The organism is Dongia sp. P2_B8, assembly GCF_056404715.1.
In genome coordinates this window covers 329020-350497 of sequence record NZ_JBFUDM010000003.1, presented here as the reverse complement: position 1 = coordinate 350497, position 21478 = coordinate 329020, and the positions used below count along the sequence as shown (strand labels likewise).

Here is a 21478-nt window from a genome sequence, read left to right as displayed (position 1 = left end):
TGGGTAGGGTGGTTTGACACAAGCGGACTCTATCCAGCGGGAGACGTACCGGGCGCCAGGCTTCTGGCGCTCGGTCTTTTCCAATATCCTGTTCGGCGCCGAGACGCGCCATTTTGCCTTGGTGCTGCCCCTCCTCCTCTTCATCCTGGTAACAGTGGTGGTGCCGGTCGGACATTTCCTCTACCGCGCCATCGACAATTCGGCACTTGCCAACAATCTGCCGCGCGCGGCGGCAAGTCTCGAAAACTGGCGGCCACAGGACGGTGTACCAGGGAATGCTACCTTTGCGGCGTTTGCCGCCGATATCCGTGCTGCCGTGGGAGCTGAGACCCTGGGCCAGATGGCACAGAGCCTCAACCAGCAGCTGACCGGCACGCGCAACATGATGCTGAAGGCCGGGCTGGTGGTCGATGACAGCATCACCGATCTCAACGCCAAGGATATTCTGCTCGCCAAATTGCCGGGTCTCGCCAACGTCAGGATGTGGGCGCGGGTCAAGGCCGGCGGCTCCCCCTTCACGGATTTCTACCTATTGCAGTCGCTGGACCTAGAGCGCGACCTTGATGGCACGATCACGGCAGTGGCGCCGGACCGGTCGATCTTCCTCGCCGCCATCTGGCGCACCATCGTCATCAGCATCAACGTGACGCTGATCTGCGCCCTTCTCGCGCTTCCAGTTGCCCATGTGCTGGCCAATGCCAGGCCGCCTTATGCCGGCATCCTGCTGGCACTGGTTCTGTTTCCTCTGTGGACCTCATTACTGGTCCGTACAGTGTCGTGGATCATCATCCTGCAGGGTGAGGGGCCGGTAAACACCAGCTTGCTGTTCCTGGGATTGATCGATGATCCATTGCACCTCGTCTATACCCGCGGCAGCCTCTATATCGCGATGGTACAGGTGTTGCTGCCGCTCATGATTCTTTCGATCCTTGCCGTTGTCGTGAAGCTGCCCAAGGAATTGGTGCGGGCCGCGACGTCGCTCGGCGCCGATTGGTGGCAGGCCTATTGGCGCGTGCAGTTGCCACTCATCGTCCCCGGTATCGTGACGGGTGCGGGCATCGTGTTCGTGTTTGCACTGGGCTATTACATCACACCGGCTCTCATCGGCGGCCCACGCGACCAGATGCTAAGCTCCTACGTAGCGCTCTACACCAACAAAACTCTGAACTGGGGACTGGCGGCGGCGTTAGCCCTGCAGCTGCTGTTGGTGCTGGCGGTCGCCATGCTGGCCTGGGCCGCGTTCCAGAAGCTGAACCGGAGGAATGCCTGATGCATTTCTGGCCACGCTTCCGCGCCCAGCTCGCCGGCGCCCATACCGCGCTGGTCCTGCTGTTCATCCTGGCGCCGATCGCGATCATGGTGCCGATCTCGCTCACCGCCGGCAGCATGCTGACCCTGCCTGTCCCCGGCTGGTCCTGGCAATGGTACGAGGTCGTGTTCACCGATCCGCGCTGGACGCGGGCGTTCATGAATTCGCTCATCATCGGGGCGGCATCGACCCTGCTGGCCACGATCCTGGGGACACTGGCGGCGATCGGCCTCACCTGGGGTCGTTTTCCGGGGCAGCGATTGATGCTGGCCATCATCTCCGTCCCCCTGATCCTGCCTATCATCATCATGGGTGTGGCCTGCTTCAGCTTCTATGCGACCATGGGGCTGGTGGGATCGCGCCTCGCGCTCATTCTCGCCCATGCCGGTCTGGCAGCACCCGTGGTGGTAACGACGGTGATGGCTAATCTCAAAAGCTTCGACCGAACATTGATGCGCGCGGGCGCCTCGCTGGGGGCCGGCCCCCTCCTCGCCTTCCGCCGCATCCTGGTTCCGCTGGTAGCACCCGGCATCTGCACCGGCGGGTTGATCGCCTTCCTCATTTCCTTCGACGAGGTGGTGATCGCAAGCTTCCTCACCACCGCAGACCAGCGCACTTTGCCGCGGCAGATCTTCAGCGGTGTCCGAGAATCGATCAGCCCCGCGATCGCGGCGGCGGCCGTCATCCTGATCCTTTGCTCCGCCATCGTGCTGGCGCTCACCGCCGAGATGCAGCGTCGTGCTCGCAAACTGCAGATGAAACCCAGATGAAGACGGATTGCCCGATCCTTGATTTGCGCGGCGACGCGCGCAGCCGCGGCCACGCGCATGGCGAAGCCGCCCGGACTCTCATCGTTCAACATATTGACGGCTGGCGCACAGCGTCCGAGAAGCAGACCGGCCTCCCCTATCGCGAGATCATCGCGCAAATACTGGGCGACACCCGCTTTCCGCAGGCGGCGCAAAAATGGACGCCGCATCTGTGGGCCGAACTGGAGGGCATTGCCGAAGGTGCGGGCCAGGCCTTCGAAGACGTGCTGCTGCTCAACCTCACCGATGAGCAATGGTGGTTCTTCGCCCAGCGCCAGACCGAAGCCTGCACCAGCTTCGCCTATCGCGATGGCGACGCCGTGTGGTCGGGACAGAATCTCGACATCACCGGTTGGATGGATGGCTTGCAAGTGGTACTCCGCCACGATCTGGAATCATCCACAGGCGGCACCAGTCTGGTGGCGACACTCGCCGGCACGATCGGCATGACCGGGATCAATTCGTTCGGCGTCTCGATCTGCTGCAACACATTGCTGCAATTGCCACCGGCTGCGGACGGTTTACCGGCCTTGATGGCCATCCGTGGCTTCCTCGACCAGCCAAGCCTCGCTGCGGGCGAAGCCTTCCTGCGCCGCCTCAAGCATGCATCCGGCCTGCATTATCTTCTCGCAGGTCCGGGTGAGTGGCTGGGCGTCGAATGTGATGCAATGGGTGTGCGCAGGATTAACAGCAACAAAAGCTGGTACGCGCATACCAATCATCCCAAGCATCTACCACAATCAGGCTCCCGCTCATCGACTGATCGGCTTGCCGCGATGGAAGCGGCGCTGCCTGACGGCCGAGGATTGGAAGCCCTTGCGCTGGCGCCCATCTGCCGCGATGGCAGCTCGGCCATCGACCCGATCGGCTTTACGATCTTTTCAACCCATTGGAAGAATGAGGCGGGCGCCGCGGCAACTATCGCCCCAGGGCCACCGAGCCACGCAAGCTATCGCAGGATAGCGCAGTTGCGAGACGGCACGGGCACCTGAGAGAGCGTCGCGAAAGGCGGGCGTTTCTCTTCCCAACAGTTTGCCGCCGGCTCTCAGCATCTCGAACATCACGCGCGGCCCAAGCCCCGTTCGGCGCCAAATCTGACTTATGGGTCGCGGAGTTTAAGCTCGCAGACGAGGGCTGTGCACAGCAAGGGCGCGTCAATAGAGCTGGTGAGCCCAGATGTCGCAGAATTAGCCCGTGTAGAGGTCAGTGTTTGTTGGTCGGACGATCCGATGATCAAGAGTTCCTCTCACCAATGAGGTCTCGGACGGCATCTTTTGCACCCACCTGAAGCAAAGAAGTCAGATGCCTAACAAGTTCAGCACGAAATAACCCTTGTCGCGGCAAATCTTCGCCAAAGACCTCTCTTACATTGAGCAATTCCTCAACAAGACGGTGTGGAGCAGCCCCAGCCACCTTGATGATTGTCGCCAAACGCGCCGACAGGGGATCTCTGACGTCGATTGCTTTCCCATGTTCGTCGGTCCCACTGACATAGCGCATCCAAGCAGCCACACCGAGCGTAGCCCGAGTCACCGACAAGCCCTTCTCCAGTCGATCTCGAATCGTATCGAGCAGTCGCTGCGGGAGCTTCTGGCTGCCATCCATGGCGATCTGCCAGGTGCGATGCTGCAGTGCCGGATTTTCAAACCGTTCCAGGAGGGTGTCACGATAGATGGCAAGATCGCCCAAGCCTGGCGGCAGCGTCGCCATCACTTCATGTGTCATGAAATCGTAGATCAGCCGCCGGAATGCCGGATTGGCGATCGCCTCGTTGACATATTTGTAGCCGCCGAGATAGCCCAGATAGGCAAGGATTGAATGGCTTCCATTCAGCATGCGCAGTTTCATTAGTTCATAGGGCCGTACATCGCTCACGAATTGTACGCCCACCTTCTCCAGGGGTGGTCGGCCGGTGGAGAAATTATCTTCTACGACCCATTGTGAGAACGGCTCGGTTACCACCGGCCAGGCGTCCCCGACGCCCCCGGCATCGAGCACAAACTGTCGGTCAGTATCGGTTGTGGCCGGTACAATCCTGTCGACCATGGTTGATGGAAAAGCCACTTCACTGGCGATATATTCCGCCAGCTTTCTATCTCGCTGTTCAGCGAGACCAGTCACGACGCGCGCAGTCGTCTGGCCATTGGCGGGCAGATTATCGCAGCAGAGCACCGTAAAGGGGGCCAGCCCCGCCGCTCTTCGTAATTCCAGTGCCCTGACGATCAACCCGGGTGCAGTGACCGGCGCTTCCGGCCGGGCGAGATCGTGAAGCACATCTGGATGCTTCAGATCGAGCAGGCCTGTTGCCGGATCGTGGCAGTATCCCTTCTCTGTCACCGTCAGGCTCACGACGCGGATACGCGCGTCGGTCATTGCCGAAATCAGCTTGACGTGCTGCGTGGTCGCATCCAGTACGTCAAGCAGAGAGCCTATAGTGCGGGTCTTCATGCCGGCGCCGTCGCGGACGGCAAGCGTGTAGAGAAAATCTTGCGGTGCAAGAGCAAGGCGCGTATCCGGTCGCCGCAATGAAGCGCCTATGATTCCCCATGCCGGGTCCATGCCGAGGATATCATCCACATACACCGCCATATGGGCTCGCTGAAACGCGCCGACACCCAGATGCACGATTCCTGGAGTAATTTTCGAGCGATCATATGGCAGGCTTGCGCTCGCAGCCGACAAGCGCGGGCTGACTTTTCTATCCATCGATTTCAACGAGCGCCTTGATCAGTCCGGACTTCACCGTTGCCCAGATGGGAATAGAATGCATGGCATCCGCCAAGCTTGTGCGATGGGTAATGAGGCGATCGACCGGAACATCGCCCTTGCGGATCGCGTCGATGACCTGGCGAAAGTCATCGGAGGTCGCGTTTCGGCTGCCATAGAGCGTTAATTCCTTGCGGTGGAAATCCGGATCAGCGAAGGTGACAGAACCCTTGATAACGCTGACCAGCACATAGCGGCCGCCATGCGTGACGAAGTCGAAGCCTCTTTCCATCGCCGTCTGGTTGCCTGTTGCATCAAAAACAATATCAAATCCGCTGCCGCCCGAATGCTCAAGAACGGCTTCCAACGCATCGCCGTCGCTCGGAACAACGGCGACGCCGACAATCTCCTGTGCCACACATGCCCGTTCGACATTTTGATCCATAACCGCAACTTCTGCACCCGCCAACCGCGCGAACAGTGCGACGCCCAGCCCGATCGGCCCCGCCCCCCCCACCAATACCCTGTCGCGTCCGGTAACTTGACCGCGCCTCACTGCATGCGCACCGATCGCCAGAAATTCCACGGCCGCACATTGATCGATACTCAAGCCAGGTGCCTGGATAAGATTCGCGGATGGCACAGACAGCAATCCAGTTAGTCCGCCGTCCCGGTGAACGCCCAGGACCGAGATATCTACACAGCAGTTCGGTTTGCCGGTGCGGCAAGCGATGCAATCACCGCAGGATATGTATGGATTGACGACACAAACGTCGGCGGCTGAGAACCCGGCGCCTTCGGGAGCCTCGATCACTTCGACGGCCATTTCATGCCCCATCACGCGCGGATATTGTAGGAAGGGGTGTTTGCCCTCGAAAATATGATAGTCGGTGCCGCAGATTCCTACCCGCCGCGGCCGGACCAGTATGTGACCGCTGGCAGGCCTTGGACTGGAGCGCTGGACCAGTTCAAGCTTACCTGGCTCAGTGCAGATGAGAGCCTCGACAAATTGCACGTCATCACCTCTCGAAATCGCTTGTGCCAACGAGGGCCGGCATGCGGCCGGCCCTCGCTTCATTCTGGTTAGAAGTTGGCCATATTTTCTTTGGTCACCAAGGCGGCACCCGAGTCAATCAGCGACTCGACTTTCTCGCCTCGGATCGCCTTCACGAGCGCGTCGACACCGAGTTCCGCCATTTTGGCCGGAAACTGCGCCACCGTCGCGTCTTCAATTCCTGCCTCGAGCGCTTCCTTTTCGCCGCAGCAGAAGTCGAAACCGGCGAGCACGATTGCATCCTTGGCAATGCCGGCATTCTTGATCGCCTGCGCGGCGCCTGCAGCGGGCGGTCCGCAGGCCGCGAAGATGGCCTTCAAATCTGGATTCTTGGTCAGCAAATCTTCGGCAACGCTGATGCCAAGCTCTTCGGTACAGTTGGTAGCACCCTGACCGACCACCTTGACGTCAACACCTTCGAGTCCGTCAAGCATGCCCTTGACCCGGTCATCCAGTGACGGCACGCCGGGCACACCCTCGAGAATGCCCAATGTGTCACCGTTCTTCAGCACAGTCTTCAGATAGGCGCCAGCGATCTTTCCGGCATTGTAATTGTCCGTGGTCGCCAAGGCCGTCCGCCCATTCCAGTCGGGAATGTTGTTATCCATAAGGACTATTTTGACCCCCGCGGCGACCGCCTTGTCGAGTGCCGGAGCCACCGTGGGATCTACCGGCGTCAGAGCGATGCCCTTGACGCCTTTTGTCACCATGGACTCGATCAAGGCAATCTGGCCTTCGATATCCGTGGCGGAGGTGCCCTGACCATAGATGATCTCCACACCAGGGTGGGCCACCGCATAGGCCTTGGCAGCATCCTCCATCGTCGCAAAGAACGGTACCGGGAATTTCGTGATGAAGCCGATCTTGACGTTTTCATCGGCCGAGACGGGGCCAATGCTTGCCATCGCAACCATCAGCCCTCCCAGCAGAAGTTTCAGTTTCATGATTTTACTCCTCCCATCAGGGCCGGTCCGGAGTGAACCGACCACATGCATCGCCACCATTGCCGGGCGGCGAATTCTATCTTCCCTCCGCCCCCACGATCAGGGAGACGAGTTCCTGCTGATTTTCTCGACTGGGCTTCAGTTCGCCAACCTTGTGGCCCTGCCGCAGGACGACCGCACGATCGGCCAATTCGATTACGTGTTCCATGTTGTGTGTAATGAGGATCACCGCATTGCCTTCGCTTCGTAGCTGAGCAATCAGATCCAGGACCTTGCGGGACTCGCGCAGGCCGAGTGCGGCCGTTGGCTCATCCAGAATGACGACCTTTCGCGCAAAGACCGTGGCGCGGGCGACCGCGATAGCTTGGCGTTGCCCACCCGACATCAAGGCGACAGGCGCATCGAATTTCGGCAGCTTCACCTTTAGCCGCTCTAGGACCGCCGCTGCCTCCTGGTCCATTGCCCGTCCGCGCAGGAAACGCATCCCCCGCGGCAGCCATGCGGGAAAGGCAACTTCCCGCCCGCAAAAGAAATTCTGCGCCGGGGTCAGATTGTCGAACAGCGCGAGGTCCTGATAGACGGTCTCGACACCGGCCTCGCGGGCCACAGCGGGCGATTGAAAAATGACGGCTTGGCCATCGATCAGGATCTGACCTTCGTCGAGTGTGTGGACGCCGCTGATGCATTTCACCAGAGTGGATTTCCCGGCACCGTTGTCGCCCAGCAGGGCAAGAACCTCGCCGCGATGCGCCTCAAGGCTGACATTTTTGAGAGCATGCACCGCGCCAAAGCGCTTCTGCGCATGTCGGATGGCGAGTGTCGGATTGGCTGTGGCCGTACTCATTGCGCCCTCGCGGCCTGTAGGACCCGCACGCGGGCCTCAAGATGGTTGCGCAATACGTCCGACTCGACCGCCACCACGATGATGAATCCGATAGCGATCATCTGAAAGAACACGTCGACGCCCAGCAGGTTGAGTGCGTTGCGGATGACACCGATCATGACCGCCCCAACCAGCGCATGGCCAAGGTGACCGCGTCCGCCAAGGAAGCTTGCACCGCCGATGATTACGGCCGCGATGGTATCGAGCTCAAGGAGATTGCCATAGAGCGGCGATCCCGCCTCGGTGCGGCCGGCCAACACGATCGCGCCGATGCCGGCGCAAAGACCAGAGAACATGTAGGTTGAGATCAGAACGCCCTTGACCGGGATACCCATCTTCAGCGCCGCTTCCGGTTGGCCGCCGACGGCATAGATCCAGCGCCCCCACACCATGGCCTTGGCCATGACCGCCACGATTAGTGCAACACCCAGCACGATAAAGAAAGAATTTGGTACACCAAATGAGCCGCCGCCACCAATCGCGGCGATGGCGTCAGGCATGCCTCGCATCGTGGTGTGGCCGACCGCAAATTCCAGAGCCAGGCCCCGGCAAATGCTGAGCGTGGCGAGCGTGATGATGAACGGATGTGGCAGACGCCCAAAGACATAGGCAATCCCGTTGACGGCGCCGACTGCGCCACCCGACAGCACCATGGCGAGCATAACGACGGCCGGGGAATTGATCTCGCGATAGACCAGACTGCCGATCACCGTCGCCAGAGCGAGGTTTGCACCGACCGACAGGTCGATCCCGCGAGTGAGAATGACCAGATGTTGGCCGATCGCAACGATAGCGATCACCGCCGTCTGCGACAGGATGTTGCTGAGATTTCCCGGCTTAATGAAGTCGGGTGTCAACAGGCTGATGGCGACCACGAGCATTGCGAGGACCAGCAGCGGCCCGATGCCGAGCAGCCGCAGGGCAAGAGATACGAAAGCTGTCCGACGCTGCGTTTGATCCGCGATACGCGCGCCGTGGACACTTTCCGATGGTTCCCCCACAACGTTTGCCGCCACGATCGTTTCCCCGCCTTTGTGTTTCTTATAGATAAAAATCACTAATGCGGGCATGGTCAATCTGTTTTTTATATATTAAAAGTACACTTATGAAGAAAGGTGGCCTGAAATGAAGACAGATGCCGTGTTCAAGCGTGCTTTCAACGACGCCATCGATTTGATCTCTCGCCTGCGAGACGGCGAGCTTTTGCCGTCCGAAAACGAGCTGGGAAGCCAGCTGCACATCAGTCGCACAACGGTACGCAAAATTCTGACGGCGCTCACACTGCAAGGCATCATCGGCGGCAGTGGCCGCGAACGTGTGGTCCTGCGGATTTCAGCGGCTCGGCGCTTTCCAGAAGCAGAGACCGTGCCGATGTCAGAGCAGATCGAGAAACGATTCCTCGAATGGATGTTGCGAGACAACACGCGCCCGGGCACGAGTATCAACGAACTAGAATTGGCGCGGCGATTTGACATGGCCACGACCGGTATCCGTGAATTCCTCAACCGCTTTCAACGTTTCGGCCTGATCGAGAAGCGACCGAATGCGGGTTGGGTATTTAAGGGATTTACGGCGAGTTTCGCGCTAGAGCTGTTTGAAATCCGCGAGATGTTCGAACTGCGATCTGCGATGGCATTTACGGCACTGCCCGAGAGTTCGCCTTTATGGCAGCGACTGGTTGCTTTGCGCGAGCAACATCTCGACTTGTTGAGCGATATCGATCGGCGCTATCACGACTTCTCGGACCTCGACAGCCGCTTCCATCAATTGATCAATTCCGCCGCACCGAATCGCTTCATCGAAGACTTCTTCGACATCATCACGCTGATCTTTCACTATCACTACCAGTGGAACAAGCGTGACGAGCGCGAGCGCAACGAAGTCGCGATCAAGGAACACCTCACCTATATTGACGCGCTACTTAGCCGGAACACCGCCATCGTTCACCTGGCCTGCCGCGCGCATCTAGCTTCGGCAAAAGAGACGTTGATGCGATCGTCTTCCCGAAAGACTTCCGAATTCGCACAAGCGGATGACGTAGAAGATCGATCCACTTCCGCCGCGGCAAGGCTGTCCGCATCATTTTGAACGCGACTGAAGCTTTTTCTCGACCGTGGCAAAGGCCTTCTGATAGACATTCCGCTCAGTCTGCGGAATGAGGATCAGATCGTCCTGCGGGCTCGCATCCCAATCTCCCGTCCACACCGCGAACGTCACATTTCCTGCGGTGACGGGCCAGAGCCTTGGCCCCGAGACATAATTGAGCCACGGAATCTCGCATTTGATAATGCGGTAGGAGAAGGATCGGGTGCGATCGCACAAGTGCAGCAGCTCCTCATTCAGGCGGCCATCGCCGAAGTAAAAGTCGCGCACGCCGGATACCTTGTCGGCCCGCACGCCGTTCAGCATGTGCATCTTGGTGATTTCGTCATGCCACGCGCCCATGCCGGCGAAATCGCGCATAACGTGCCAGACATCTTCGATCGGCGCGCGGATCACGCGTGATGTCCACACCTTGTTCGGAGAAAAACCCTTCCAGCGAACGGCACCTTTTGGTGGCTTCAGCGGCTTATCGGCAATGATTTTGGCCAGACTGGCCCAGTTCGCGGCAAAGACGTCGCGCGATATGATACGTTCATACTTGCCTTCCTCACCGGGTGCCTCGTCGAAGGTAGCTTCCCATTCGGCAAAGGTTCGATCGCTTTCGGTAACTGGATAGAGCCGCAAAGTCGCAATGTAGTTTTTTACCGGAAAGGCCGGCTTCTCGAAATTGTAGGTAAGGGTATGGTTCGCATCATCCAGTGTCAGCAACCTCTCGCGCACATGGCTGCCATCGCGCGTACGGAATGAACGCACGCAACCAACCACGTCAGAATCGCGACCACCCTCTATCCTGGATCTCGTGATACCCGGCGCCCACCGCGGCAATCCATTGAAATCGCGCATCAATCCCCAGATGGTTTCCACGGGTGCTTTCAGGATGCTTGAGGCATAGGCACGGGCCATGATCGTCTCCATCTGCAGATGTTGCGCTGGCGTCCTCGCTCCGGTTCAGCTGGCGATCTCACGGAACGCCGAAATGGCCGCGGCTGCGAAGGCCGGATCGTTGATGTGATGATCGAGCTCGATGAGCTTGCGGTTTGCGGCCATCCGCCAACCCGCCCGAATGCTCTCGAACAGCGCCGCATCCGCGACCGGATCGTGAAAGGGCTGGCCCGGCGCATCTATCGCCGAAATACCCTTGCGCGGCAGCAGGAACCTCACCGGTCCGGTCATCTGGTTGATGCGCTCGACGATGAAGCCGCCGATCCGGGCATTTTCCTCAGGCGTCGTGCGCATTAGTGTGACGTGGACGTTGTGAATATGCAGTTTACGGCGGGCAAACTGCACCGGCACTGTCGCTAACGTACCGAAATTTGCCAAGTCGCAAGCGCCGACCGATCCAACATAGGGGACGGGATGGCGGCAGAACGCGCGGAAGCGGTCGGAAGTGCACGGCATGACGCCACCCACCAGATAGTCCGCTACTTCTGTCGTCGTGATATCGAAGACGGCATCAAAGAATCCGGATTCTGCGAGTTTCTCGAAACTCTGGCCACCAGTGCCGGTGGCGTGAAAGACGATGCTTTCACAGTCCGGCTCGAGGTGCCGCCTGATCTCGTTCACGCAATCCGTGGTCACGCCGAACATCGTATACCCGATCGCGCGCTTCGATTTGCCGATCTCCGGCACGCGGTTCAGTGCCATTCCGGCAGCTGCATGGGCGGCATTTCCGATCACCCTGCGGCTGATGTCGTTAAGACCTGCAATATCGGTCACGGCGTGCATCATCATGATATCGGTCGGACCGACGAAACCAGCCACATTCCCCGATGCCAGGGTGGAAACCATGACCTTCGGTATGCCCACCGGCAGCGCCCGCATCGCTTCTGTTACGATGGCGGTATTGCCCGACCCGCCGAGCCCCAGCACGGCGCCGATATCTCGGCGGGACAGGAGATATCGTTTCAATGCCTCGGCCATGGCCATGACGGCCTGGCCGCGATCCATCTGGCCAAGAACAGCCCCCGCGCCTTCGGGATGGCAACCGGCGACAGTTGCCGCAGTGACGTCGACAGACTCGTCCGGTTCTGCGGTGGAGACATCTACGAGAACGGGTGTCGCACCCGCCCGACGGATGCAATCGCACGCGAAGCGAAGCTCTCTCCCTTTCGTATCGCAGGTTCCGGCGACGTAGACCTGTGGCATCTAGCGCCCCGCTCTGGTCCAACCCTGCTGCATGCTCTTCAAGCCAAACTTGTAAACCTCTTCCTTGTTGGGGAAGAAATCGCGCCACACCCGGGTGGCCGCAGCCAATGCCGGAACGGCACGGCCAAAGGCTTCGATAGTCAGCCAGCCATCATAGCTCGCAGCTCTGAGCGCCCGATACGTGTGCTCCCATGGAACCTGCCCCTTGCCGGGCGTCCCGCGGTCATTCTCTGAGATATGAACGTGGATCATGTGGCGTCTGATGGCCGTGATGGCCGCCGTCGGATCCTTCTCTTCGATGTTGGCATGGAATGTGTCGTACATGCCCTTGACTGCTGGGTGATCCAACTCATCGAGATAGTCCGCCAGTTGCGCCATCGTGTTGAGGAAGTAACATTCGAACCGGTTCAGCGCCTCCAGCGCAAAGCGCACACCCTGTCGATCAGCATGATCACCAGCGCGCTTGTGAAACTCGATCGCACGCTTGCGCTCTGTGGCTGTCGGCCCCTTACCGGTAAAGTGCCCAAGCTCCGAATGCATTGGCCCTGCCAGAAGGGAGCCGCCGAGCGCCTTGGTACAGTCGACGGCCCACTTGGCGCGGGTAACGGCTGCGCGCCGTTCCTCGCGATCGCCTGAGAGCGAGTTGTGACCGGCGCCCAGGACACTCACCGTTGTGACGGCGAGACCCAGCTTGGCAAGAGACGCACCTAACCTTGCATAATGGTCAGGCGTGCCTTCAAAAAGTGGGATCTCCACACCGTCATACCCGGTCTTCTTGAGTGTCCGGAACAGGGGCAAGTGTTCTTCTGTCACGTGCCCTGTCCAGAGCAACAGATTGAATCCGTATCGCATACCTCCCTCCCCTTTCGCCGCCGCCTTGCTGCACTTGCGGTCACGCTTTCGATGGTACCAATTGCTGGACAAGCGCCTGCACCAGACGCGGCAGATCGTAGGGAAAGCGGGCGGTAATCAGATTGCCATCAACCACACATGGCTCGTCCGATACCGTGGCACCGGCATTCTCGAGATCGATCTGGATGTTCCAGACGGCGGTCGCGCGCTTTCCCTTCAGAATCTTGGCGCTCACCATTACCCATTGGCCGTGGCAGATGGCTGTCGTGGGCTTGCCGGCCTCATACATAGCGCACACCAGGGCGAGGGCATGCTTGTCCATACGCAGCGCATCCGGATTCCAGCAACCGCCGGGCAGCAGTATCGCGTCATAATCCGCCGCCTTGGCCTCGTCCGTATAGCGATCGATCTTCAGCCAGCCGGCATTTTCCATGAGCCGGATGGCCAACACATGCGTGGCGCTCTGTGGTGGAAAGCGCAGACCAAGGGTTGGATGGAACTCGCCGATCCGCGGCGAGACGATATGCACCGTGGCGCCATGCTCTGAAAGCCAACGGTGAGCACCCAAAATCTCCACCTCCTCGACACCGTTGGTGCAGCAGATAGCAATCTTCTTTCCTTTCAGCAGATTGGGATCGGAAGGTGGGTCGAACAGGAAACTGTTGAGTTCCCGATTCAGCTCGCCATCGGCCGTTGCGAGCAGTTCTGTCGAGATCGACGGCACGGGCGAAGTCGACATCAACTGCTGCATGCGCAGGAAAGCGGTGGCCTGGGTTGATTTGCTCATTTTTTCCATACTCCCGATATAGGTTGATTGGCGACAGTCATTCATGCAGACGCTAGAACCTGATTTCTTTGAAGGCGCGGACCTGCGCGGTTAGCGCGGTTTCGACCGGCAGGCGTTCCATCGAACTGGCGCCGTAAAAGCCGTGAATGCCTGGCGTCTCCGTGAGAATATACGCTGCGTCTTCCGGCGATGAAATCGGGCCGCCGTGACAGAGGAAGATGACATCCTTGCGTATCTTGCGCGCTGCTTCCGCCCATTCGCTGATATGCTTCGGGCAATCTTCAAGCTTGAGAGCGGTCTCTGCGCCAATACTGCCGCCGGTCGTCAAGCCGAGATGTGCAACGATGATATCGGCCCCCGCGCTGGCCATGGCCGCTGCCTCATCGGCATTGAACACATAGGGTGTGGTGAGCATATCTTTCTCGCGGGCCTTGGCGATCAGGTCGACTTCCAGGCCATAGCTCATGCCGGTTTCTTCAAGGTTGCGACGAAAGACGCCGTCGATCAGGCCGACGGTGGGGAAATTCTGGATTCCGGAAAAGCCGAGTGCCTTCAATTCGTCCAGAAAGGAATCAGCGAGAAGAAAGGGATCGGTGCCGTTCACGCCAGCCAGCACGGGGGTAGACCTGACCACCGGTAACACTTCACGCGCCATTTCCTTGACGATCTCGTTGGCATTGCCATAGGCCAGGACACCGGCCAGAGACCCACGGCCCGCCATTCGGTAGCGGCCGGAATTGTAGATGATGATCAAATCTGCGCCACCGGCTTCCTCACATTTGGCAGACAAGCCGGTGCCGGCACCTGCGCCGATGATCGGCTCCTTCCGGGCGATCATGCCTCGAAAACGCTCCAGTAATTGGCTGCGCTCAATGCGAGGCATCGTTCGCCTGCTCCCCGTGCTCATTCCGTCCACGCCCCAGCAGCGCGACCAACCCGGCCAGGATGCTGGCAATTGCTGCGATGGTCCAGGTGAAGCCGTGCAGGTACCACGGCGTCGCGTTGATCTGTGCCTTGCCCAAAACTGTATTGGGGTTGGGCGGATTGAGAAAGAACACGCCATAGAGATAAGCGGCGAAGATCGCGATCAGCAACGCCAGGCAGAAGATCAAGGCGACGATGAGCGCCACCTTCACCACCGAGCGCTTCGGCACCCCTGCTTGCGCCATTGGCAGCAGGTTGTTGACCAGACCAGCTAGCACTACCAAGACGCAGCCGATCGTGAAGAGCGACATGCTGAAGGGTTGGAAGATCAGTAGCAGCGCGAGGACTCCGAGTCCGATGATGGCAAATTCCAGCCTGCGCGCGGTGGTTGGCGTGAGTTTCCCGTTGCCATCCTGGTTCATGCGCGCACCGCCCTTCCGTCTTCGGCAAAGATATGTGTCTGGGCGGGATCCGGGACAAGATGGAGCGCCTCGCCCGACTTCACCTTCATCTCGCGCGGGACGACCACACGGATGTCGCTGCCGGTCGCAGTCCGGGCATGAACCAGAGTCTCTGCACCCATCGGCTCGATCAGTTCCGCCATGGCGCCGATTGCATCGGCCGTCCCCGTCGGAACAACCGAGAAAGCGCGCGGGCGCACTCCCACGGTAACTCTCCCAGGGCGCAACCGGGCGACGCCTGGATTGACACTGATCACAACATCTTGCTGATCGAAGGCGACCGTTGCCTTCCCGCTACTGTATTCTTTGAATTGCGCCTCGATCAGGTTCATCTGCGGCGTGCCGATGAAGCTTGCCACAAAGACATTCTCCGGCTTGGCAAATACTTCATGTGGGCTTCCGACCTGTTCAATCAGCCCATCGCGCATGATCGCGATGCGATCCGCCATGGTGAGGGCCTCAAGCTGATCGTGCGTCACGATGACGGTCGCTTTGGACAGATTGGACAAAACGGCCTTGATCTGCCCGCGCATGGAGTGACGCAGCTCGACATCCAGCCGGGAGAGGGGTTCGTCAAACAGAAAGCAATTGGGATCGCGGACAATCGCACGCGCCACGGCAATGCGTTGTTTTTCACCCTCCGACACCTGGCCAGGTAGGCGCTCCAGTATCTCGCGAAGATGCAAGATCTCGGCGACTCGGTTGACGCGCGACGCCATTTCGCCCGAACCCAGCTTCTCGTGATAGAGCGGCATAGCAATGTTCTGCCGAATGGTCAGGGCGGGATAGAGTGCGTAGAACTGAAACACCATCGCAATGTCGCGCTTCTCAGGCGGCAGTTCGTTCATCCGTTGGCCAGCAATGATTACGTCGCCGGACGTCGCCCGCTCCAATCCAGCAATCATACGCAGGGTCGTCGTCTTGCCGCAGCCCGAGGGACCAAGCAGGCACACCACTTCGCCCGCCGCCACAGAAAGATCGGCGTCGCGCACGGCCACAAATTGTCCGAACGCCTTGGTGACTTTACGGATATCAATGGTCGGCATGCTATTTCTTCACCGTTCCGAATGTGACGCCGCGCAGCAAATGCTCTTGCAGGAAGAAGGTCACCAGGAAGACCGGGATAAGGAACAGCGTTTCGATCGCCGCCAGCAATGTCCAATCCGTACCGCGTCCGCCCGACGACACCGCCTGGTTCATTGCCACCGGGATCGTGCGTGTATCCGGACCGGTCAAGAGCAACGCGAACAGGAACTCGTTCCAAGTGAGGATGAGACCGAACACAAAGGTCGCCGCCAGACCGGCTACCACCTGCGGCAGGCAGATTTTGAAGAAGACTTTAACCTCAGATGAGCCATCGATCCGGGCCGCGTCTTCTACGTCGGTCGATAGTTCATCGAAGAAGCTCTTCATCATCCATATCGTGAAGGCCAAGTTGAAAGCCGTGTAGAGCAGAATGATGCCAAGATAGGAGCCCGACAGCCCCACCGTGCGAAACATGAGAATGACCGGAATGACGACCACGATCGCGGGTAGCATGCGGGTAGTCAGGATGATAAAAAGATAGGTATCGTTGCCCTTCAGCGGATAGCGCGAGAATCCGTAGGCTGCTAGCGTTCCGAATACCAACGCCGACAGAACGGACACGGTGGCGATCATGATCGAGTTGAGGAAGAATCGGTCGAATCCTGTCGCCTCGGGCTGACTGCCGGCCGTCATGACGCGCGAGAACACTGACCCGAAATTCTCAAGAGTCGGCGTGAAGACGAACTGCTCAGGGATCAGCCCGAACAGCGAGGTCGGCGAGAGCGTCGGAGGCACCGAAAGCGCCAGCCCTTGCGGCTTGATAGCTGTAAAGATGATGAACAGAACGGGCAGGAAATAGATGAGGCTGATTATTGCTACGAAAAACGTGTGACCCCAGCCGGCTTCCGACACGCCGCTGCTCTTGCGAATTCCGAACCGTTCCCAGATCGAGATACCATATGCCATGGTTCAACTCTCCCTGTTTCTGCGGTTGGCCAGATAGAGGTAAAGGTTGGTCAACACGATCACCATGAACAACATGACATACGAGATCGCGGCCCCCTCGCTCGTCTTGTTCTGTTCGTTGGCAATGCGGATAAGATGGTAGGAGATCGTCATGGTGTCATTGCCGCCCTTAGTCAGCAAGATCACGAGGTCGGCCAGTTTGAAAGCTTCGATGGTGCGGAACAGCAACGCCAGCATCAACAATCCGCGGATATAGGGAAAGGTGATGCTCCAGAAGCGCCGCCAGGCAGATACCCGGTCGATCGCCGCCGCCTCATAGAGGTATTTCGGCACCGAAACGAGGCCCGCCAGCACAAGCAGCATGACAAAGGGCGACCACATCCAGGCATCGGCAAAAACGATGCCCGCAACGGCGCCAGCCTTGCTGTCCATCAAGATGAACTGACCGCCTGTGATGCCGTTGATAACATAGCTCAGGATGCCAAAGGTCGGATCGTAATAATAAGTAAAGAACACGCCCGAGGCGACGACAGACAACATCATCGGCGTAAGCACCAAGATGAGAAGATATTTTCTCAACGGAAACTGCTTGGCAAAGAGCATCGCTAGAAGGAATCCGACAGTCATCTGCGCAGAGACCGTAAGGACGACGAACAACGCCGTGTTGACCAGCGCGCTCCAATTACTCGGCGCAGCGATATCGTTGGTCAGGACCTTGATGTAGTTGTTGAGACCCACAAACCGGATGGATTGCTGATTCGACTGATAGGCGAAAAATGACAGTCCTAGCGACCATAGCAGCGGAAAAATGTTCATCACGAACAACACCGCGATCGCTGGCGCGACAAGGAGGCCACCGTAGTAGCGGCGCCGATAAGCATTCACGACAAATGCGGCAGCAATCGAGGCGGCAGCAGCACCGACCACCCAGAAGGACACGGACGCCGGTAAAGTAATGGCGGAAAACACGGAAATGGCCAGGCCCGCGACGATCGCGAGTCGCCAGTTGTCGGCGCGGATCGCCAAAGCGCGTGGTGGCGAACCAGTTGGATTGACTGCTGACATGGTGGGCATCGTCATGCTGTGGCACGTACCATTTTTGTGGTTGCGGGACGGCGCATCCTCGGTGAGCCAGCATCCGTCCCTGCCGCGACGATAGATCGGCAGCAAGGCAGGACATTCGCTTCCCGCAGTCCGGCGCCGGATGCTTCCGCCATGCGCCCGAAGGCGCGATGGCGGAAGCCCCGATGACGCTATTGGATCAAGCCAGCTTCCGTCAGCAGGTCCTGCTGGAACTTGGCAATATTGTCCAAGGTCGTCTTCGCATCCTGCTTACCGGTGATCGCAAGGTCGAATTGATCTTGCTGCTGGGTCAGGAGTTCGAAGAACTGCGGTACGTGCCACACGTCCTTCTGCCAGTCCAGCGAGGCAGCCCAGGCTCGATTCCATGGCCGATAGGTCACGTATTTCGGGTCCGAATACACGGACTTGATGGCAGACTGACCACCGCCGGCCGCAAACTGGTTCTGAATGTCCGCCGATAGCCACCACTTCACGAACTCGACCGCTTCCGTGATTTGCGCTGGGGTCGTCCAAGTGGTCAGAACGAAAGGTTGGCCGCCGATGTTCGACCAGCGAACCATCTTACCGTCGGCGCCAGTGGTGCCCGGCATCATGCCGACTACCAGCTTGTCCGCGACCTTTGAAGTGTTCGGATCGAGCGAAGCTTCACCCAGGCCGATCCAGTCAACATTCATGGCCACCTTACCTTCGCGGAACAATTCGTCGGACTTGAAGATATCCATCGTCCCAGTCTTCGCGACCGGTGGCATGTAGTCGATCAGATTGAGATACTTCTCCAGCGCCTTGACCGCCTCCGGCGAGTTTACGACACCTTCCGCCTGGCCGTTTGGCGCTTTGGTCTCATCCCAGATATCACCACCCATCTGCCAGATGAAGCCGTTGATCTGCATGGATGAGAAGTCATATGACTTGCCGGCCTGGAACGCGATGCCGTAGAAATCGTCATCGGCTGGCTTGCCGGCCAGCATCTCGCCTTTCTTTCGGCGGAAGAATTCGCCGACATTCTTGAAATCGTCCCAGGTCATGGCATCGAGTTCTTCGCCCGTGCACGGCAGCTTCTTGTTATACTTCGCCATGAAGTTTGCCTGCTCGGTCCCGTCGCAGAGCACATCCTTGCGCGCGAAGTTCACCAGCACGTCCGGAAACTGCGGGAACCCATAATAGTTCGTCGATTTGTGCGGATAGGTCGCGTAAGCGTTTAAAGGATTGGGATGGATCTCCATGAACGTCTTCATGAACTCCGGATCTGCGTCCAGCAGATCGTTGATCTGCCGAAAATAGCCGCCTTCGACGAAGGCACCGAGCCACTGCGAATCCGAGACGATGAAGTTGTATTTCTGCTCGCCGGAGGTGAGCGATGCATTGACTCGAGTATAGAAATCCGGCCAGGGAATGAAATCCACATCGAGCTTCACGGTGTTGCCGGATTTCGGCTTGTATTGCTCATCGAAGAATTTCTTCATGATGCGTGTCGGCGGCCAGTCCGGCACGGCCATAGTCAGCGTCACGTCTTCTGCGCGTACAAATGTCGGGCTCGCCGCGACCAGCGAGGCAACGACACCTGCCGCCGTCACAGCGCCTTTGATCTTTCTGCTCATGCTCATCTTCTGGTCTCCTCCCATTTATTGTTCTTTGTTTTTCTTCAGGCTTCTTCGGTCAGGCCATCGCCTGCCCGCTCGAAGCTCGGAAGACGTGGAACTTTCCTGGATCGAGAATGATGGTTGCCGGTTGCCCGGGCTGCAGGGACGACGCGGTCGATTCCGGCAGCACCATGCGGATCGTCTCGCCGCCGGTCTCAACTGAGACTATCGTGACATCGCCCAACGGCTCGAGCATAGCGATGCTTGCGGCAAGCCCCCTCTCATCGCCCACGGCGAAACGTATGTCATTGGGACGGATGCCCACGATGGCGGCCTCGCCGGGCGCCGCCGCCTGGAATCGTCGGACCAGCGGCAAGATCCCGAGCGGGGATTCCAGCCTGGCGCCATCACAGGACAGGCTTCCCTTGATCATGTTCATGTGCGGAGAGCCGATCTTGGCAGCCACGTAGAGATCGCACGGCGTTTCATAGAGTTCGTCCGGGGTGCCGATTTGTACTACGGCACCATCCCGCAAAACGGCAATTTCCTCGCCCATGGAAAGCGCCTCAAGCTCGTCCGGTGTCGCATAGACGATGGTAAGACCGAATTGACGATGAAGACGCTTCAGTTCCGCCCGCATGTCGTGGCGGAGTTTTGCATCCAGGTTGGTGAGGGGCTCATCCAGCAATAGGATTCGCGGGCGCCGGATCAGAGATCGTCCCAATGCCACGCGCTGCTGCTCACCTCCTGAGAGCGTGCCGGGCTTGCGGTCGATTTTCATGTCCAGCCGAAGCATGGCGGCTGTTTCCTTGACGCGGCGGTCTATTTCGTCACGCGGCAGGCGGGCCTCTACCAGAGGATAGGCAAGGTTTTCATAGACGCTCAAATGCGGATAGAGCGCAAAGGACTGGAACACCATCGAGACATCCCGTCCCGCGATAGGTTCATGGGTAAAATCCTTGCCGAAGATCTCGACCCGACCATGGTCAGGGGCGACGAGACCGGCAATTGTGCGAAGCGCCGTGGTCTTGCCGACTGAACTCGGCCCAAACAACACGAAAAAGCGGCCTTCCAAAACATTGAAGGACAGATTCGAAAGCGCTTTGACGCTGCCATAGGATTTGCTGACTTTCGTCAGGCTGAGCGCATTTTTTCCAATGCTGGTATCGGCCGTCATTCGAAGGCCTCCAGCAGGCGATTGCGCGAGCGTTCGATGTGATCGCGCATCGCTTTTTCCGCCCCTATTGCGTCGCCGGAGGACAGTGCCACAAGAAGGGACTCATGCTCGGTCAGGGCCTCTTCCGTGACCCGCGCCTGGAACATCAGGCGGAAGATATGAAAATGCGTGTGTAGGTGCTCGAGCGTGTCACGAATCAGCTCATTGCCGGCGATTTCCATGATCTGATCGTGCAGTTCTGCATCAAGCCGCGCGAACCGGGAGTAGCCAAGCCGCTCACGGCTGCTATCCAGCTTCCGCATTTGGTCAGCGGTATCCGTCAGCTTGCGCATGCGATCATCATTAATGCGCTCCGCAGCGCGGCGGGCCGCGTCCGGCTCCAGCAAGAGACGAAGCTCGTAGAGTTCCTCAAAGCGCCGCCGCGTGATCTGTGGCGCCGCGCTGTAACCGACGAGATGTGTTTTGACGACCAGACCCTCGCCTTCCAGACGCCCGAGGGCTTCGCGAATGGGTGTGTGAGAGACCTCGAGTTCGCGTACCAGTCCGTCAACCGTGATGCGGGCGCCGGGTGCGATATCCAGCGCCATGAGCTTATTGAAAATTGCCCCGTAGACATCGTCGACCAAGCCCTTATGCCGCTGAATAGCCATGAAACTCCCGTTGGAACGC

21 protein-coding genes are annotated in these 21478 nt (G+C 58.8%); 4 read left to right on the top strand and 17 right to left on the bottom strand.

Features of this window, described 5'->3' with window-relative positions; genetic code table 11:
- The first annotated feature begins 13 nt into the window (after positions 1-13).
- From AC1DWZ_RS09255 to AC1DWZ_RS09245, 3 genes are read left to right on the top strand one after another with little or no spacing between them, the layout of a single operon-like run.
- Entirely contained in the window at positions 14-1270 is a 1257-nt protein-coding gene (locus tag AC1DWZ_RS09255) for an ABC transporter permease (protein ID WP_477168594.1), read from the top strand.
- Positions 1270-2079 carry an ABC transporter permease gene (locus AC1DWZ_RS09250; RefSeq protein ID WP_477168593.1) on the top strand — a complete coding sequence of 270 codons (810 nt, stop codon included), beginning with the start codon at positions 1270-1272 and terminating at the stop codon, positions 2077-2079. Before AC1DWZ_RS09255 ends, AC1DWZ_RS09250 begins: the two co-directional genes overlap by 1 nt.
- Positions 2076-3110, top strand: a complete 1035-nt coding sequence (locus tag AC1DWZ_RS09245; protein WP_477168592.1) for a C45 family autoproteolytic acyltransferase/hydolase — start codon at positions 2076-2078, stop codon at positions 3108-3110. The genes AC1DWZ_RS09250 and AC1DWZ_RS09245 overlap by 4 nt, the downstream gene beginning before the upstream one ends.
- A gap of 241 nt (positions 3111-3351) precedes the next feature.
- Here AC1DWZ_RS09245 and AC1DWZ_RS09240 read toward each other — a convergent pair whose 3' ends face one another.
- The 5 genes from AC1DWZ_RS09240 to AC1DWZ_RS09220 form a co-directional block, all read right to left on the bottom strand.
- On the bottom strand, positions 3352-4824 hold the full coding sequence (locus AC1DWZ_RS09240; protein WP_477168591.1) for a mannitol dehydrogenase family protein: 1473 nt from the start codon (positions 4822-4824) through the stop codon (positions 3352-3354).
- Complete coding sequence (locus AC1DWZ_RS09235; RefSeq protein WP_477168590.1) at positions 4817-5839, bottom strand: zinc-binding alcohol dehydrogenase family protein; 1023 nt, start codon at positions 5837-5839, stop codon at positions 4817-4819. Before AC1DWZ_RS09235 ends, AC1DWZ_RS09240 begins: the two co-directional genes overlap by 8 nt.
- 68 nt (positions 5840-5907) lie before the next feature.
- Positions 5908-6822: a sugar ABC transporter substrate-binding protein gene (locus AC1DWZ_RS09230; protein WP_477168589.1), complete on the bottom strand. Its 915-nt coding sequence runs from the start codon at positions 6820-6822 to the stop codon at positions 5908-5910.
- Between the two features lie 76 nt (positions 6823-6898).
- Positions 6899-7666: an ATP-binding cassette domain-containing protein gene (locus AC1DWZ_RS09225; RefSeq protein WP_477168588.1), complete on the bottom strand. Its 768-nt coding sequence runs from the start codon at positions 7664-7666 to the stop codon at positions 6899-6901.
- A complete protein-coding gene (locus tag AC1DWZ_RS09220; protein ID WP_477168587.1) occupies positions 7663-8721 on the bottom strand; it encodes an ABC transporter permease in 1059 nt (352 codons plus the stop codon). The genes AC1DWZ_RS09225 and AC1DWZ_RS09220 overlap by 4 nt, the downstream gene beginning before the upstream one ends.
- Positions 8722-8830: 109 nt before the next feature.
- On the opposite strand from AC1DWZ_RS09220, the gene AC1DWZ_RS09215 reads away from it, so the two are divergent.
- Positions 8831-9793, top strand: a complete 963-nt coding sequence (locus AC1DWZ_RS09215; protein ID WP_477168586.1) for a GntR family transcriptional regulator — start codon at positions 8831-8833, stop codon at positions 9791-9793.
- Here AC1DWZ_RS09215 and AC1DWZ_RS09210 read toward each other — a convergent pair.
- The 12 genes from AC1DWZ_RS09210 to AC1DWZ_RS09155 all read right to left on the bottom strand — a co-directional run bounded on the left by AC1DWZ_RS09210 (position 9785) and on the right by AC1DWZ_RS09155 (position 21459).
- Positions 9785-10711: an SRPBCC family protein gene (locus AC1DWZ_RS09210; RefSeq protein WP_477168585.1), complete on the bottom strand. Its 927-nt coding sequence runs from the start codon at positions 10709-10711 to the stop codon at positions 9785-9787. The two genes, AC1DWZ_RS09215 and AC1DWZ_RS09210, sit on opposite strands and share 9 nt — an antisense overlap.
- 45 nt (positions 10712-10756) lie before the next feature.
- Positions 10757-11953, bottom strand: a complete 1197-nt coding sequence (locus AC1DWZ_RS09205) for a Tm-1-like ATP-binding domain-containing protein (protein ID WP_477168584.1) — start codon at positions 11951-11953, stop codon at positions 10757-10759.
- Positions 11954-12805, bottom strand: a complete 852-nt coding sequence (locus AC1DWZ_RS09200; RefSeq protein WP_477168583.1) for a sugar phosphate isomerase/epimerase family protein — start codon at positions 12803-12805, stop codon at positions 11954-11956. It abuts the gene before it with no gap.
- Between the two features lie 40 nt (positions 12806-12845).
- On the bottom strand, positions 12846-13592 hold the full coding sequence (locus AC1DWZ_RS09195; protein WP_477168582.1) for a DJ-1/PfpI family protein: 747 nt from the start codon (positions 13590-13592) through the stop codon (positions 12846-12848).
- 52 nt (positions 13593-13644) lie between these two features.
- Positions 13645-14475 carry a phosphoenolpyruvate hydrolase family protein gene (locus AC1DWZ_RS09190; protein WP_477168581.1) on the bottom strand — a complete coding sequence of 277 codons (831 nt, stop codon included), beginning with the start codon at positions 14473-14475 and terminating at the stop codon, positions 13645-13647.
- Positions 14462-14938, bottom strand: coding sequence for a hypothetical protein (locus AC1DWZ_RS09185; RefSeq protein WP_477168580.1), 477 nt, complete (start codon positions 14936-14938; stop codon positions 14462-14464). Before AC1DWZ_RS09185 ends, AC1DWZ_RS09190 begins: the two co-directional genes overlap by 14 nt.
- Positions 14935-16023: an ABC transporter ATP-binding protein gene (locus AC1DWZ_RS09180; protein ID WP_477168579.1), complete on the bottom strand. Its 1089-nt coding sequence runs from the start codon at positions 16021-16023 to the stop codon at positions 14935-14937. The genes AC1DWZ_RS09185 and AC1DWZ_RS09180 overlap by 4 nt, the downstream gene beginning before the upstream one ends.
- Position 16024: 1 nt before the next feature.
- Positions 16025-16915: a carbohydrate ABC transporter permease gene (locus AC1DWZ_RS09175; RefSeq protein ID WP_477168578.1), complete on the bottom strand. Its 891-nt coding sequence runs from the start codon at positions 16913-16915 to the stop codon at positions 16025-16027.
- Positions 16916-16972: 57 nt separating this feature from the next.
- The gene (locus AC1DWZ_RS09170; RefSeq protein WP_477168577.1) at positions 16973-18139 is read right to left on the bottom strand and encodes a carbohydrate ABC transporter permease; all 1167 of its coding nucleotides are present in this window, start codon (positions 18137-18139) and stop codon (positions 16973-16975) included.
- Between the two features lie 83 nt (positions 18140-18222).
- Positions 18223-19656, bottom strand: a complete 1434-nt coding sequence (locus tag AC1DWZ_RS09165) for an extracellular solute-binding protein (protein ID WP_477168576.1) — start codon at positions 19654-19656, stop codon at positions 18223-18225.
- Between the two features lie 52 nt (positions 19657-19708).
- The gene (locus AC1DWZ_RS09160) at positions 19709-20809 is read right to left on the bottom strand and encodes an ABC transporter ATP-binding protein (RefSeq protein WP_477168575.1); all 1101 of its coding nucleotides are present in this window, start codon (positions 20807-20809) and stop codon (positions 19709-19711) included.
- Positions 20806-21459 carry a GntR family transcriptional regulator gene (locus tag AC1DWZ_RS09155; protein ID WP_477168574.1) on the bottom strand — a complete coding sequence of 218 codons (654 nt, stop codon included), beginning with the start codon at positions 21457-21459 and terminating at the stop codon, positions 20806-20808. Before AC1DWZ_RS09155 ends, AC1DWZ_RS09160 begins: the two co-directional genes overlap by 4 nt.
- Positions 21460-21478: the final 19 nt, after the last annotated feature.

Coding starts and splice junctions, on each gene's coding strand:
- AC1DWZ_RS09200 (WP_477168583.1), bottom strand. CDS start 12,805: ATGCGATACGGATTCAATCTGTTGCTCTGGACAGGGCACGTGACAGAA.
- AC1DWZ_RS09190 (WP_477168581.1), bottom strand. CDS start 14,475: ATGCCTCGCATTGAGCGCAGCCAATTACTGGAGCGTTTTCGAGGCATG.
- AC1DWZ_RS09165 (WP_477168576.1), bottom strand. CDS start 19,656: ATGAGCATGAGCAGAAAGATCAAAGGCGCTGTGACGGCGGCAGGTGTC.
- AC1DWZ_RS09215 (WP_477168586.1), top strand. CDS start 8,831: ATGAAGACAGATGCCGTGTTCAAGCGTGCTTTCAACGACGCCATCGAT.
- AC1DWZ_RS09245 (WP_477168592.1), top strand. CDS start 2,076: ATGAAGACGGATTGCCCGATCCTTGATTTGCGCGGCGACGCGCGCAGC.
- AC1DWZ_RS09225 (WP_477168588.1), bottom strand. CDS start 7,666: ATGAGTACGGCCACAGCCAATCCGACACTCGCCATCCGACATGCGCAG.
- AC1DWZ_RS09180 (WP_477168579.1), bottom strand. CDS start 16,023: ATGCCGACCATTGATATCCGTAAAGTCACCAAGGCGTTCGGACAATTT.
- AC1DWZ_RS09155 (WP_477168574.1), bottom strand. CDS start 21,459: ATGGCTATTCAGCGGCATAAGGGCTTGGTCGACGATGTCTACGGGGCA.
- AC1DWZ_RS09210 (WP_477168585.1), bottom strand. CDS start 10,711: ATGGCCCGTGCCTATGCCTCAAGCATCCTGAAAGCACCCGTGGAAACC.
- AC1DWZ_RS09160 (WP_477168575.1), bottom strand. CDS start 20,809: ATGACGGCCGATACCAGCATTGGAAAAAATGCGCTCAGCCTGACGAAA.
- AC1DWZ_RS09185 (WP_477168580.1), bottom strand. CDS start 14,938: ATGAACCAGGATGGCAACGGGAAACTCACGCCAACCACCGCGCGCAGG.
- AC1DWZ_RS09205 (WP_477168584.1), bottom strand. CDS start 11,953: ATGCCACAGGTCTACGTCGCCGGAACCTGCGATACGAAAGGGAGAGAG.
- AC1DWZ_RS09195 (WP_477168582.1), bottom strand. CDS start 13,592: ATGAGCAAATCAACCCAGGCCACCGCTTTCCTGCGCATGCAGCAGTTG.
- AC1DWZ_RS09240 (WP_477168591.1), bottom strand. CDS start 4,824: ATGGATAGAAAAGTCAGCCCGCGCTTGTCGGCTGCGAGCGCAAGCCTG.
- AC1DWZ_RS09250 (WP_477168593.1), top strand. CDS start 1,270: ATGCATTTCTGGCCACGCTTCCGCGCCCAGCTCGCCGGCGCCCATACC.
- AC1DWZ_RS09230 (WP_477168589.1), bottom strand. CDS start 6,822: ATGAAACTGAAACTTCTGCTGGGAGGGCTGATGGTTGCGATGGCAAGC.